The sequence below is a fragment of the Micromonospora cynarisoli genome (genome assembly GCF_030518815.1).
In the GTDB taxonomy this organism is placed as follows: Bacteria; Actinomycetota; Actinomycetes; order Mycobacteriales; family Micromonosporaceae; genus Micromonospora; species Micromonospora wenchangensis.
On the sequence record NZ_CP130426.1, the window covers coordinates 7,254,090 to 7,267,634 of the forward strand.

Genomic DNA, 13,545 nt, shown 5'->3' on the forward strand with positions numbered 1-13,545 from the left:
TGCGGAGGTTGGAATGGGTATTCGAGTTGCGGTCGCCGGGGCGAGCGGCTACGCCGGGGGCGAGCTGCTGCGCCTGATCGCCGGTCACCCCGAGTTCGACCTGGTCGCCGCCACCGCGCACCGTCAGGCCGGTGCACCGGTCAGCGCCGTACACCCGCAGCTCGTGGGGTTGGACCTGGTGTTCGCGGCGACCGATCCGACGACGTTGGCCGACGCGGACCTGGTCTTCCTGGCCCTGCCGCACGGCGAGTCGGCGGCGCTCGCCGCCGAGCTGCCCGGGTCGGTGCGGGTGGTCGACCTCGGTGCCGACCACCGGCTGCGCGACGCCGACGCCTGGTCCCGCTACTACGGCGGCCCGCACGCCGGGGCGTGGACGTACGGCCTGCCGGAGCTGCCCGGCCAGCGGGCGGCGATCGCCGGGGCGACCCGGGTCGCCAACACCGGCTGCTACGCCGTCGCCATCACCCTGGCCCTCGCGCCGCTGATCACCGCCGGTGCGGTCGCGCCGGCCGACGTGGTCGTGGTGGCCGCCTCCGGCACCTCGGGGGCCGGCCGGGCCGCCAAGGCGCACCTGCTCGGCAGCGAGGTGATGGGGGACCTGTCGCCCTACAAGGTGGGTGCCCACCAGCACGTCCCGGAGATCAAGCAGGCCACCGGCGCGACCGGGCTGTCCCTGACCCCGGTGCTGGCCCCGATGCCGCGCGGCATCCTCGCCACCGTCACCGCCGTGCCCACCGGCGACGCCGACCCGCGCGCGGTGCTGGCCGACGCGTACGCCGACGCGCCGTTCGTGCACCTGCTGCCCGAGGGGGCGTGGCCGCACACCGCCGCGACCGCCGGGGCGAACTCGTGCCACCTCCAGGCCACCGTCGACGTCGACTCCGGCCGGGTGATCGTGGTCAGCGCCATCGACAACCTCGGCAAGGGCGCCGCCGGCCAGGCGGTGCAGAACGCCAACCTGATGCTCGGCCTGCCCGAAACCACCGGCCTGCCCCTCTTTGGAGTTGCCCCATGAGTGTCACCGCCCCTCGGGGCTTCCGTGCGGCCGGTGTCGCGGCCGGGTTGAAGAGCGGCGGGGCCACCGACGTGGCCCTGGTCGTCAACGACGGTCCGGACGCCGGGGTGGCCGGCGTGTTCACCACCAACCGGGTCAAGGCCGCGCCGGTGCGCTGGACGCAGCAGGTCGTCCGGGGCGGCGTGGTCCGCGCGGTGGTGCTGAACTCCGGTGGCGCGAACGCCTGCACCGGACCGGCCGGCTTCCAGGACACCCACGCCACCGCCGAGCACACCGCGGCGGCGCTCACCGGGTCCAGCCCCCGGCTGCGGCTGGGCGCCGCTGACGTGGCGGTCTGCTCGACCGGCCTGATCGGTGAGCGGCTGCCGATGGACAAGCTGTTACCCGGGGTGCGTACCGCGATCCGGGCGTTGGCCCGCGACGGCGGTCCGGCCGCCGCCGAGGCGATCATGACCACGGACACCCGGCCGAAGACCACCGTCGCCCGGGGCACCGGGTGGAGCGTGGGCGGGATGGCCAAGGGCGCGGGCATGCTCGCCCCGGGCATGGCCACCATGCTGTGCGTGCTGACCACCGACGCGGTGGCCGGGCCGGAGTTGTTGGACGCGGCGTTGCGGGCGGCCACCCGGGTCACCTTCGACCGGGTCGACTCCGACGGTTGCATGTCCACCAACGACACGGTGCTGCTGCTGTCCAGCGGGGCGTCCGGGGTGGAACCCGACGAGGCCGAGTTGACCGCCGCCGTCACGGCGGCCTGTCACGACCTGGCCCAGCAGTTGGTGGCCGACGCCGAGGGGGCGACCAAACAGGTCGCCATCGAGGTGGCCGGTGCCGCCGACGAGGACGACGCGGTCGAGGTGGGCCGTTCGGTGGCCCGCAACAACCTGGTCAAGACGGCGCTGTTCGGCAACGACCCCAACTGGGGACGCATCCTGGCCGCGGTCGGCACCACGGCCGCCGTGTTCGACCCGGACGCGGTGGACGTGGCGGTCAACGGGATCTGGGTGTGCCGTGGCGGTGCCGCCGCCGAGGACCGGGCCAAGGTCGACCTGACCGGGCGGGACGTCACCATCCGGATCGACCTGCACGCCGGCGCGGCGGCGGCCACGATCTGGACCAACGACCTGTCGCACGCGTACGTGCACGAGAACTCGGCGTACTCGACATGAGCCTGTCCGCGGATCTCACCCGGGCCCAGGCGAAGGCCGAGACGCTGATCGAGGCGCTGCCCTGGCTGGCCCGGTTCTCGGGGGCCACCGTGGTGGTCAAGTACGGCGGCAACGCGATGGTCGACCCGACCCTGCAACGGGCCTTCGCCGCCGACATGGTCTTCCTCCGGTACGCCGGGCTCAAGCCGGTCGTGGTGCACGGCGGCGGGCCGCAGATCTCGGCGATGCTGGGTCGGCTCGGCATCGCCAGCGAGTTCAAGGGCGGCCTGCGGGTCACCACCCCGGAGGCGATGGACGTCGTCCGGATGGTGCTGGTGGGTCAGGTGGGCCGGGAACTGGTCGGTCTGATCAACGCGCACGGTCCGTTCGCCGTGGGCCTGTCCGGCGAGGACGCCGGCCTGTTCACCGCCGTGCGCCGGCCCGCCTGGGTCGACGGTGAGGCGGTCGACGTGGGGCAGGTCGGCGACGTGGAGTCGGTGGACGTGTCGGCGGTGACCGACCTGATCGCGGCCGGCCGGATCCCGGTCATCTCGACGGTCGCGCCGGACGCGGACGGGGTGCTGCACAACCTCAACGCCGACACCGCCGCCGCCGCGCTGGCGATCGCCCTTCAGGCCCGCAAGCTGGTCGTCCTCACCGACGTCGCGGGCCTGTACGCCGACTGGCCGGACACCGACAGCCTGGTCAGCGAGATCGGCACGGAGGCGTTGGCGAAGCTGTTGCCGTCCCTGGAGGCGGGGATGGTGCCCAAGATGGAGGCCTGCCTGCGGGCGGTGCGCGGGGGAGTGCCCGCCGCGCACGTCGTCGACGGCCGGGTCGCCCACTCCACGCTGCTGGAGGTCTTCACCTCGGAGGGGTTCGGCACGATGGTCGTCGACACCCCGGCCGGGTCCACCAACCAGGAAGGCACGGTCGGTTCATGAGCACGCTGGTGGAACGCTGGCAGCAGTCCATGATGGACAACTACGGCACCCCGCCGCTGGCGTTGGCCTCCGGTTCGGGCGCGGTCGTCGTCGACGAGGCCGGCCGGGAGTACGTCGACCTGCTCGGCGGCATCGCGGTCAACTCCCTCGGGCACGCCCACCCCGCCGTGGTGGCCGCCGTCTCCAAGCAGGTCGCCACCCTCGGCCACGTCTCCAACCTGTTCGTCGCCGAACCCCCGGTGGCGTTGGCGGAGCTGCTGCTGGCGCTGGCTGGCCGGCCGGGCCGGGTGTTCTTCGCCAACTCCGGCGCGGAGGTCAACGAGGCCGCGTTCAAGCTGTCCCGGCTCACCGGCCGGTCGCACGTCGTCGCCACCGTCGGCGGTTTCCACGGCCGCACCATGGGTGCGCTCGCGTTGACCGGCCAGCCGGCGAAGGCCGACCCGTTCCGCCCGCTGCCAGGCGACGTCGACCACGTTCCGTACGGCGACGTGGCGGCGCTGGCGGCGGCCGTCACCGACGCGACGGCGATGGTGATCCTGGAGCCGGTGCAGGGCGAGAACGGTGTGGTCGTCCCGCCGCCCGGCTACCTGGCCGAGGCGCGACGGATCACCACCCGGCACGGGGCGCTGCTGGTGCTCGACGAGGTGCAGACCGGCATCGGGCGGACCGGGTACTGGTTCGCCCACCAGGCCGAGGGGGTCGAGCCGGACGTCGTCACCCTGGCCAAGGGCCTCGGCGGCGGGCTGCCGATCGGCGCCTGCCTGGCCTTCGGCCGGGCCGCCGAGCTGCTGCGCGCCGGCTCGCACGGCACCACCTTCGGCGGCAACCCGGTGAGCTGCGCAGCCGCCCTCGCGGTGGTCTCCACGATCGCCAGCGAGGGGCTGCTCGACCACGTCAAGCGCACCGGTGAACGGCTGCGCCGGGGCGTCGAGGCGCTGGGCCACCCGCTCGTCACCGAGGTACGCGGGGCCGGGCTGCTGCTCGGCATCGTCCTCGCCGCGCCGGTCGCCGGCCCGGTGGCCGAAGCGCTGCGCACGGCGGGGTTCCTGGTCAACCCGGTGCAGCCGGGGGTGATCCGGCTCGCCCCGCCGCTGGTCCTCACCGCCGAGCAGGTCGACGCGTTCCTGGCCGCCCTCCCCGCGGCCCTCGACGCCGCTGCCGACGGCACGGCGGCTGCGCCCGGGGCGCAGACCCGCGCCGTGCCGCCGTCCACTTCCACCCCGACCCCGACGGAGACCCGCACATGATCCGGCACCTGCTGGCCGACGACGACCTCACCCCGGCCGAACAGTCGGCCGTGCTCGACCTGGCCGCCCGGATGAAGGCCGACCGGTTCGGGTTCACCCCGCTGGCCGGGCCGCGTTCGGTGGCGGTGCTGTTCGACAAGCAGAGCCTGCGCACCCGCATCTCCTTCGACGCCGGCATCGCCGAGCTCGGTGGTCATCCGCTGGTGGTGGACACCCAGGTCACCCACTTCGGGCGGGGCGAGACGCTGGCCGACGCCGGCCGGGTGCTGTCCCGCTACGTCGCCGCCATCGTGCTGCGTACCCACGGCGACGACCGGATCGCCGAGGTGGCCGCGCACGCCACCGTGCCGGTGGTCAACGCGCTGACCGACGGCTACCACCCGTGCCAGCTCCTCGCCGACCTGCTCACCGTCCGCGAGCACTGCGGCGGCACCGCCGGGCGGACCCTGGCGTACGTGGGGGACGCGGCGAACAACCTGGCCCACTCGTACCTGCTGGCCGGGGCGACCGCCGGGATGCACGTGCGGGTCGCCGGGCCGGCCGGGTTCCAGCCCGATCCGGGGGTGCTGGGCCGGGCCGAGAAGATCGCCGCCGGTACGGGCGGTTCGGTACGGGCGCTTGTCGATCCGGTGGAGGCGGTCCGGGACGCCGACGTGGTCGCCACCGACACCTGGACCTCGATGGGGCAGGAGGACGACGGGCTGGACCGGATCACGCCGTTCCTGCCGTACCAGGTGAACACCGCACTGCTCGCTCACGCCCGGCCGGACGTCAAGGTGCTGCACTGCCTGCCCGCGCACCGGGACGAGGAGATCACCAGCGAGGTGCTCGACGGCCCGCACAGCGTGGTTTTCGACCAGGCGGAGAATCGGCTGCACGCCCAGAAGGCGCTGCTGACCTTTCTCCTGGAGGCATCCTCATCATGACCGCCCCGACCCGCGCCGCCCGGCACGCCCGCATCGTCGAGTTGATCCGGGCCAGGGCGATCCGTTCCCAGACCGAGCTGGCCGACCTGCTGGCCGCCGACGGTGTGCAGGTCACCCAGGCCACCCTCTCCCGGGACCTGGAGGAGTTGGGTGCGGTGAAGGCGCGGGGCGGCGACGGGCGGGCCGGCTACCTGATCCCGGAGGACGGCCACCGGCCGCTGCGCGACGCCGAGGCGGCCCCCGCCCGGCTGATCCGGCTGCTGCGGGAACTGCTCAACGGGGTCGACTCCAGCGGCAACATCGCGGTGCTGCGCACCCCGCCGGGCGCGGCCCACTACCTGGCCAGCGCGGTGGACCGGGCGGGCCTGACCGAGGTGGTCGGCACCATCGCCGGTGACGACACCATCCTGGTGGTGGCCCGCGAGGCCGACGGCGGGGCCGCCCTCGGCGAGAAGCTCGCCGGGTGGGCCCGCCGCGACGACGGCGGCGAGACGAACACCCCGTGACCGACCGGGTCACGGGTTCACGGACGACGGACGAGCCGGCACCGGGGGCGGGTACCCCACCGTCGGGGAGCGAAAGGTGAGCACTGCCAGAATGAGCGGCGTGGACGACAAGAGCCTGACCGAGAACAGCGCCGCGACGAACCGGACGAGCCTGTGGGGTGGCCGGTTCGCCGGCGGCCCCGCCGAGGCCCTGGCGCGGCTGTCGGTGAGCGTCCAGTTCGACTGGCGTCTCGCCCCGTACGACATCGCGGGTTCCCGGGCGCACGCCCGGGTGCTGGCCGGCGCGGGGCTGCTCGACCCCGACGAGCTGGGGAAGATCCTGGCGGCGTTGGACGACCTGGAGGCGGCCTGCGCGTCCGGGCAGTTCCGCCCGACGATCGACGACGAGGACGTGCACACCGCGCTGGAGCGAGGCCTGCTGGAGCGGCTCGGCAGCCTCGGCGGCAAGCTGCGCGCGGGCCGCTCCCGCAACGACCAGGTCGCCACCGACCTGCGGCTCTACCTGCGGGATCACGCCCGGGGGGTGGCCGCCCGGCTGGTCGAGCTGGCCGAGGCCCTGGTGGAGCAGGCGGAACGGCACGTCGACACGGCGGCGCCGGGGATGACCCACCTCCAGCACGCCCAGCCGGTCACCTTCGGGCACTGGCTGCTGGCCCACGTCCAGCCGTTGCTGCGGGATCTGGAGCGGCTGCGCGACTGGGACCACCGGACGGCGGTCAGCCCGCTCGGTGCTGGCGCGCTCGCCGGCTCCGGCCTGCCGCTGGACCCGGTGGCGGTCTCCAAGGAGCTGGGCTTCCGGACGTCGTTCGCCAACTCGATGGACGCGGTCGCCGACCGGGACTTCGTCGCCGAGTTCCTCTTCGTCACCGCGCTGGTCGGGGTGCACCTGTCCCGCCTCGGCGAGGAGGTGGTGCTCTGGACGTCGCACGAGTTCGGCTGGGTGGAGCTGGACGACGCGTTCGCCACCGGGTCGTCGATCATGCCGCAGAAGAAGAACGCGGACATCGCCGAGCTGGCCCGGGGCAAGTCCGGCCGGCTGGTCGGCGGGCTGATGAGCGTGCTGACGATGCTCAAGGGCCTGCCGATGACCTACGACCGGGACATGCAGGAGGACAAGGAGCCCGCGTTCGACGCGGTCGACACCCTGGAGCTGCTGCTGCCGGCGCTGGCCGGAATGATCTCCACGATGACGGTCCGGGTGGACCGCCTGGTGGCCGCCGCGCCGGTGGGCTTCTCGCTGGCCACCGAGGTCGCCGACTGGCTGGTACGGCGCAACGTGCCGTTCCGTGACGCGCACGAGATCACCGGCAAGCTGGTGGCGCTCTGCGTCGCCCGGGACTGCGCCCTCGACGACGTGTCCGATTCCGACCTGGCGGCGGTCAGCGAGCACCTCGACCCGTCGGTGCGTGACGTGCTGTCGGTCCGGTCGGCGCTGGCCGCCCGGATCACCCCCGGCTCCACCGGCCCCGGCCCGGTCGCCGACCAGCTTGCCGCCGCGTCCGACCAGCTCACCGGCTGGCGGGAGTGGGCCGCCGAGCGGGTCGTCCCCCGCTGAGCCGACCCGCGCCGGTCGTCGGTCGTCCCGTGGTCCGGGGCGCGGGCGACCGGACGCGGTCGGGCCGGTCCACGTGGCGGCCGGTCGTGCGGGTGGCCGCCGGTCAGGCGGGGCGGGTGGGTCGCCGCGCCACGGTCAGGCGGGGCGTTCGCGGCGGGGCAGCTTCGCCAGCACCGCCTCGTACGAGCCGTCGACCGCCTCGACCAGTTCGTCGTCGGGGATGGCACCGTCCAGGTCGAGCGCGTTCCAGCCGGAGCGGCCGACGTACGGCATCGGTCGGGCGTCGGCGGGGAACCGGTGCAGCCACTCGTCGGCGACCTCGCGGCTCGGGCCGCACTTCACCCCGACCCGGTCGGTGCCGTCGGGTGCGCCGAGGAACGCGAAGATCCGGCTGCCCACCTTCACCACCTCGTCGCCCTCCCAGGGCCGGTCCAGCCAGGCTCCCGGCTTGCCGAGGCAGTACGCCAGCATCTCCTCGCGGGTCATGGTGTCCTCCCGGTGCGGTGGTGGTCGGCCCAGTCTCCCCGAACCGACCCGCTCCGGCTGGTCGGCCGTCCTGGCCGGTGCCACCGCGTCGCCGCTGGCGGACGGCTGGAGATCACGGCAGGTGACCGGTCGGGGGTCAGGCGGTCCGGGCGGCCAGCCGTTCGTAGCGTTGCCGGGCGGCCTGCGCGCTGCCCAGGCCGAGGCCGTGGCCGATCGCCTGCCAGGTCAGTCCCCGGGCCCGTGCCGTCGTCAGCAGGCCCGCCTCCAGCACGTCGAGTTCGGCCCGCAGGTGCGGCAGCAGGGTCAGCGCGGCCATCAGGTCGGTGCCGTCGACGGGTTCCTCGTCGGTGTCGGGCACGATTCCGCCGGCGGCGAGCGCGGTGACCACGCAGACGGCCTCCCACGGGTCGGCGAGGTGCGGGTTGGTGTGCCGGCGTCGCCGGGTGTCGGTGTCGGCGTGCCGCTCGCTGAGCCGGTGCAGCGCGGCGTAGGTCCGTTCGGCCCGGGCGCGGCTTGCGTCGGGTGCGGTGAAGGCGTCGCTCATGACCCCATCCCAACCTACCAACGAAACGTTGTCAACGAAATGTTCAAGGGGTTGCCCTCGGTTTGCCGATCTTCGCCGGGTGGCGTTACCTGGACCGGTGGACTACCCGTGGCTGCACGCCCCCGCCACCGAGGTCGCCGACACGGCGCGCACCCTGCTCGGCTGGGAACTCGCCGCCGACGGCGTCCGGATCAGGCTGACCGAGGTCGAGGCGTACGCGGGCACCGGCGAGGACCCGGCGTCGCACGCCCACCGGGGGCCCACTCCCCGGACCAGGGTGATGTTCGGCCCGGCCGGGCACGCCTACACGTACTTCGTGTTCGGCATGCACTGGTGTCTCAACATCGTCTGCGGTCGGGACGGTGAGGCGGCGGCCGTCCTGCTGCGCGCCGGTGAGGTGGTCGACGGGCTGCCGACCGCCCGCGCCCGCCGGGGTGACGTCGCCGACCGCGACCTGGCCCGGGGGCCGGCCCGGCTGGCCGTCGCGCTCGGCGTCACCGCGTCGGCGAACGGCACCCGCGTGCTCGACGGGAGCGGCCCCCTGCTGCTGACCCCGCCGACCCGCCCGGTCACCCGCGCGGAGGTCTCCGCCGGCCCACGGGTCGGGGTGGCCGCCGCCCACGACGTGCCCTGGCGGTTCTGGATCACCGGCGACCCGACGGTCAGCACCTACCGCCGGCACGTACCCCGACGTCGCACCTGACCGGCGGATCCGGTCGGGAAATCCCAGCGCGGGGAGGGGCTGCCGGTCCTGGCGGACCTCGCCCGAGTCCGGCGGAGGGGTCGCCTCGATGGTGGGCTGCGCGACCTCCTCAAGATGTGCCTCGACGGCCTCCCGCAGGTTGACCAGTGCCTCGTCGACCGACTCGCCCTGGCTCGCCACGTCCAGTTCCAGGCAGCGGGCGACATACCAGTCGTCTTCCACCGTCGCAGCAAGGCAGGGGCGGCCGGTCCCGGCGAAATTGGTTAGCATTCGCGCGCAATCGTGACCCTGGAGGTGGCCGGATGGACGTACACGACGCCGGAGTGCTGGCCGGCCGACTGGCCTGCCTGGTCGTTCCGCTGCTGGTGATGCTGGTGCTGGCCGTGGTCGTCGTGGTGGCGGTGCAGTTCGGCCGCCGCCGGCCGACCCCACCCGGGCCGCCCCCGGCCCCGTCCTGGCCCCCGCCCGGCCCGGCCGGGTACGGCCCGAGCCACCCGGCCGGGTACGGCCCGCCCGCCGCGCCGTCGCACCCCGCGCCACCCGCCGGCCCGTCGCCGACGGGCGGCCCGTCCGACGCCGCGCCGCCGGCCACCGGTTCCGCAGGCGTCGCGCCGCCGGCCCCCGCCGGTCCGCCGCCGGGCGCATCGGACCAGCCCGGCCCGGGTACGCCCACGGAGGGGGAGCGGCCGGCGGCGGGGTGACCGGGGCCACCCCGTGCAGAGTCGCCGCCGGAATAGTTGACTCAGCAACTATGTTGTGCGCGACGTCCGGGCACCACGAACGGTCCCGGCATCTCAGACGCGAGGAGCTGGTCATGCAGTTCGGAGTCTTCACCGTCGGCGATGTCACGGTCGACCCGACCACCGGACGGGAGCCGACCGAGCACGAGCGGATCAAGGCGATGGTGACGATCGCCCTCAAGGCCGAGGAGGTCGGTCTCGACGTCTTCGCCACCGGCGAGCACCACAACCGCCCGTTCGTCCCCTCCTCGCCCACCACCATGCTGGGGCACATCGCGGCCCGCACCGAGCGGCTGCTGCTGTCCACCTCGACCACGCTGATCACCACCAACGACCCGGTGAAGATCGCCGAGGACTACGCCATGCTCCAGCACCTGGCCGACGGCCGGGTGGACCTGATGATGGGGCGCGGCAACACCGGACCGGTCTACCCGTGGTTCGGGCAGGACATCCGCAACGGCATCCGGCTCGCCGTCGAGAACTACGAGCTGCTGCACCGGCTGTGGCGCGAGGACGTCGTCGACTGGCAGGGCAAGTTCCGTACCCCGTTGCAGTCGTTCACGTCGACCCCGCGCCCGCTCGACGACGTGCCGCCGTTCGTCTGGCACGGCTCGATCCGCAGCCCCGAGATCGCCGAGCAGGCCGCGTACTACGGTGACGGCTTCTTCGCCAACCACATCTTCTGGCCCAGGGAGCACACCCAGCGGATGGTCGGCCTCTACCGGCAGCGCTTCGCCCACTACGGCCACGGCTCGCCCGAGCAGGCCATCGTCGGGCTCGGCGGCCAGGTGTTCATGCGGCGCAACTCGCAGGACGCGGTACGCGAGTTCCGGCCGTACTTCGACAACGCGCCGGTCTACGGGCACGGGCCGTCGCTGGAGGAGTTCACCCGGGAGACCCCGCTCACCGTGGGCAGCCCGCAGCAGGTCATCGACCGTACCCTCGGCTTCCGCGAGTACGTCGGCGACTACCAGCGGCAGCTGTTCCTGCTCGACCACGCGGGGCTGCCCCTCAAGACGGTGCTGGAGCAGCTCGACCTGCTCGGCGAGGAGGTCGTACCCGTGCTGCGCAAGGAGTTCGACGCGCTGCGCCCGGCGCACGTGCCGGTCGCGCCCACCCACGCGTCGCTGGTCGCCGCCCGCGACGCCGCCGACCGGGCGGCCACCGGGGCGGCCGACGCCGGTGACCTGGCCGGGGCCGGGACGGAGGGTCGGCGATGACCCGCCGCACCCTGGCCGTGGTGTCGGCGGGGCTGAGCCAACCGTCGTCCACCCGGCTGCTCGCCGACCAGCTCGCCACGGCCGCCCGCGACGAGCTGGTCCGGCGCGGCGACGAGGTGGAACTGCGGGTGGTGGAGCTGCGCGACCACGCCCACGACGTGGTGAACAACCTGCTCACCGGGTTCCCGTCGACCGAGCTGCGGGCCGCCCTCGACGCGGTCACCGGTGCCGACGGCATCGTCGCCGTCACGCCGATCTTCAACGCGTCGTACAACGGGCTGTTCAAGTCCTTCTTCGACGTGGTGGACGCCCAGGCGCTGGTCGACCGGCCGGTGCTGATCGGCGCGACAGGCGGCACCGCCCGGCACTCCCTCGCCCTGGAGCACGCCGTCCGGCCGATGTTCGGCTACCTGCGGGCGGTGGTGCTGCCGACGTCGGTCTTCGCCGCGCCGGAGGACTGGTCCGGCGGCACCGCCGAGGGGGCGCTGCGGGCCCGCATCCAGCGTGCCGGCCGGGAGTTGGCCGACCAGGTCGACAGGCGTCCGCCGGCTGCCGGTCCGGCCGACCCGTTCGCCCTCACCACCGACTTCGCGCAGCTCCTCGGCGGTCGGGAGGACTGAGCCTCACCGGTACGGGTGGGCCACCAGCACCGGGCAGTGGGCGTGCTGCACCACCGCCTGGCTGACCGAACCCAACAGCAGCCCGGTGAAACCACCCCGACCCCGGGTGCCGACGGCCAGCACCGACGCCGTCGCGCTCGCCTCGACCAGGCCCTGCGCCACCCCGACCGCCCGGACCGGATGCTCCCGCAGCACCACGTCCGGGTGGTCGGCGCGTACGGCGGCGGACGCCTCGGCGAGCAGCCGCACCGCATGCGCCCGGTACGCGGCCTCGGCCTGCTCCGCGTCGGCCCCGTCCCCCTCCTGCGGGGCGGGGCCGACGTGCACCAGCACCAGTGGGACCCCCCGCCGGACGGCCTCGGCGGCGGCCTGGTCGGCGGCGACCCCGGCGGCCGGCGAGCCGTCCACGCCCACCAGCACCGGCCCGTCCGGGCGACCCGCGGGAGTCTCCGGGCGCACCACCAGCACCGGGCAGTGCGCGTGCGCCGCGACCTGCGCGCCGACCGAGCCGAGCAGCAACCCGGTGAACCCGCCCAGACCCCGGCTGCCCACCACCACCAGGTCCGCCCGACGGGACTCCTCGACCAGCGTCGCGCCCGCCCCACCGGCGACCTGCCGCGCCTGCACGGTCAGCCCCGACCACCTGTCGGCCAGCTCGGCGGCGGTCCGCTCCAACATCCGCTGCGCCTCCTCCGACGGCGCGGGCACCCCCAGGTCGTACGGGTTCAGCGGGACGCCGTACCCGAGCGGGTGCAGGTAGCCGTGCACCAGGTGCAGGGACGCGCCACGCAGCACCGCCGCGTGGGCGGCCTGCTCCGCGGCGGCCAGGCTGGCCGGCGATCCGTCCACCCCCACCACCACCTGTCGGTTCATCAGCCCTCCCGGGGTCGGTCCGGCCCTCGTCGCCGGTCCGACCCATTGTCGACGTGCCGGCCCGCCCGCGCCGGCAGGTGACCCGGCCGGGCGTGCCGCCACCTGCGGTCAGGCCGGCCGGCGTCGGACGATCACCAGCGGGCTGTGCGCGTGGTGCAACACCGCGTGGCTGACCGAACCGAGCAGCACCCCGCCCAGGGCACCGCGGCCGTGCGCGCCGACGACGGTGAGCTGGGCCGACGCCGACTCCTCGACCAGCACCCGGGCCGCCGCGCCGGGCACCACCCGCCGGGTCACCGGCACGTCCGGATAGCGGTCCGACCAGCCGGCCAGCGCCTCGGCGAGCACCCGTTCCTCCTCGGCGGCGAGCGCCTCCACGTCGTAGACCAGTGGCAGCACGTCACCCGGGCCGATCGGTGCCGGGGTCAGCCAGGCGTGCACGGCCAGCAGCCCGGTGTCGCGCTGCGCCGCCGCGGCGAAGGCGAACCCGAGCGCCTCGGTGGACAGCGCCGACCCGTCCACCCCGACCAGCACCGGGCCGTCCGCCCGTGGCTCACCCCGGACCACCAGCACCGGGCAGTCGGCGCGGGCCGAAACCTGGACCGCCACCGAACCGATCAGCAGTCCGGCGAAGCCGCCCAGCCCCCGGGTGCCGAGCACCACCAGCGCCGCGTCGCGGGCCTCGCGCAGCAGCACCGGGGTCGGCGCGCCGTCGGACAGGTACCCGGTGACGGTCAACTCCGGGGCGACCTTGCCGGCTTCGGCGACCGCCTCGGTGACGATCCGTTCGGCCTCGTTGCGCAGCCCGCCGTCGGACGGCCCGACGGGCGCGGGGCCGAGCGGGACGCCGAAGAGCGGCCAGATGAACGCGTGCACCACCCGCAGCGGGCGGTTGCGGGCGACGGCCTCCCGGGCGGCCACCCCGACCGCGTCCAACGCCGATCGGGAACCGTCCACACCCACCACGACGGGGGCACCGGCTCTGTTGGTCATCACGTCCTCCTTCGTCCGTCTCCAG

General features: G+C 74.5%; 15 protein-coding genes. 11 read left to right on the top strand and 4 right to left on the bottom strand.

All coding sequences use genetic code 11. The features are described 5' to 3' along the window. The first annotated feature begins 13 nt into the window (after positions 1-13). The 7 genes from argC to argH all read left to right on the top strand — a co-directional run bounded on the left by argC (position 14) and on the right by argH (position 7,341). A complete protein-coding gene (gene argC, locus Q2K16_RS31835; protein WP_302742330.1) occupies positions 14-1,015 on the top strand; it encodes an N-acetyl-gamma-glutamyl-phosphate reductase in 1,002 nt (333 codons plus the stop codon). Beyond that, complete coding sequence (argJ, locus tag Q2K16_RS31840) at positions 1,012-2,184, top strand: bifunctional glutamate N-acetyltransferase/amino-acid acetyltransferase ArgJ (RefSeq protein ID WP_302742332.1); 1,173 nt, start codon at positions 1,012-1,014, stop codon at positions 2,182-2,184. The genes argC and argJ overlap by 4 nt, the downstream gene beginning before the upstream one ends. Next, the gene (gene argB, locus Q2K16_RS31845) at positions 2,181-3,107 is read left to right on the top strand and encodes an acetylglutamate kinase (protein ID WP_302742334.1); all 927 of its coding nucleotides are present in this window, start codon (positions 2,181-2,183) and stop codon (positions 3,105-3,107) included. Before argJ ends, argB begins: the two co-directional genes overlap by 4 nt. Continuing rightward, entirely contained in the window at positions 3,104-4,354 is a 1,251-nt protein-coding gene (locus Q2K16_RS31850; protein WP_302742335.1) for an acetylornithine transaminase, read from the top strand. The genes argB and Q2K16_RS31850 overlap by 4 nt, the downstream gene beginning before the upstream one ends. After that, positions 4,351-5,280 (top strand): ornithine carbamoyltransferase, encoded by a 930-nt coding sequence (argF, locus tag Q2K16_RS31855; protein WP_302742337.1) that lies wholly within the window; start codon positions 4,351-4,353, stop codon positions 5,278-5,280. The genes Q2K16_RS31850 and argF overlap by 4 nt, the downstream gene beginning before the upstream one ends. Next, positions 5,277-5,786: an arginine repressor gene (locus Q2K16_RS31860; RefSeq protein ID WP_088645179.1), complete on the top strand. Its 510-nt coding sequence runs from the start codon at positions 5,277-5,279 to the stop codon at positions 5,784-5,786. Before argF ends, Q2K16_RS31860 begins: the two co-directional genes overlap by 4 nt. A gap of 91 nt (positions 5,787-5,877) precedes the next feature. After that, positions 5,878-7,341 carry an argininosuccinate lyase gene (argH, locus tag Q2K16_RS31865; RefSeq protein ID WP_302746688.1) on the top strand — a complete coding sequence of 488 codons (1,464 nt, stop codon included), beginning with the start codon at positions 5,878-5,880 and terminating at the stop codon, positions 7,339-7,341. Positions 7,342-7,476: 135 nt separating this feature from the next. On the opposite strand, the gene Q2K16_RS31870 is transcribed toward argH, so the two are convergent. Together Q2K16_RS31870 and Q2K16_RS31875 are read right to left on the bottom strand one after the other, a co-directional pair. Next, the gene (locus Q2K16_RS31870) at positions 7,477-7,827 is read right to left on the bottom strand and encodes an MmcQ/YjbR family DNA-binding protein (protein ID WP_302742338.1); all 351 of its coding nucleotides are present in this window, start codon (positions 7,825-7,827) and stop codon (positions 7,477-7,479) included. 136 nt (positions 7,828-7,963) lie between these two features. Then, positions 7,964-8,371, bottom strand: a complete 408-nt coding sequence (locus Q2K16_RS31875) for a DNA-binding protein (RefSeq protein WP_302742339.1) — start codon at positions 8,369-8,371, stop codon at positions 7,964-7,966. Between the two features lie 97 nt (positions 8,372-8,468). Between Q2K16_RS31875 and Q2K16_RS31880 the strand changes: the two genes are divergently transcribed. From Q2K16_RS31880 to Q2K16_RS31895, 4 genes are all read left to right on the top strand, one after another. After that, positions 8,469-9,074 carry a DNA-3-methyladenine glycosylase gene (locus Q2K16_RS31880; protein ID WP_302742340.1) on the top strand — a complete coding sequence of 202 codons (606 nt, stop codon included), beginning with the start codon at positions 8,469-8,471 and terminating at the stop codon, positions 9,072-9,074. 302 nt (positions 9,075-9,376) lie between these two features. Further along, positions 9,377-9,775 (top strand): hypothetical protein, encoded by a 399-nt coding sequence (locus Q2K16_RS31885; protein ID WP_302742341.1) that lies wholly within the window; start codon positions 9,377-9,379, stop codon positions 9,773-9,775. Positions 9,776-9,888: 113 nt separating this feature from the next. Continuing rightward, positions 9,889-11,034, top strand: a complete 1,146-nt coding sequence (locus Q2K16_RS31890) for an LLM class flavin-dependent oxidoreductase (protein WP_302742343.1) — start codon at positions 9,889-9,891, stop codon at positions 11,032-11,034. Next, complete coding sequence (locus Q2K16_RS31895; protein WP_302742345.1) at positions 11,031-11,654, top strand: FMN reductase; 624 nt, start codon at positions 11,031-11,033, stop codon at positions 11,652-11,654. The genes Q2K16_RS31890 and Q2K16_RS31895 overlap by 4 nt, the downstream gene beginning before the upstream one ends. Before the next feature lie 3 nt (positions 11,655-11,657). Here Q2K16_RS31895 and Q2K16_RS31900 read toward each other — a convergent pair whose 3' ends face one another. Beyond that, positions 11,658-12,527 carry a universal stress protein gene (locus Q2K16_RS31900; protein ID WP_302742346.1) on the bottom strand — a complete coding sequence of 290 codons (870 nt, stop codon included), beginning with the start codon at positions 12,525-12,527 and terminating at the stop codon, positions 11,658-11,660. A gap of 108 nt (positions 12,528-12,635) precedes the next feature. After that, positions 12,636-13,520, bottom strand: coding sequence for a universal stress protein (locus tag Q2K16_RS31905; RefSeq protein ID WP_302742348.1), 885 nt, complete (start codon positions 13,518-13,520; stop codon positions 12,636-12,638). Between the last annotated feature and the right edge of the window lie 25 nt (positions 13,521-13,545).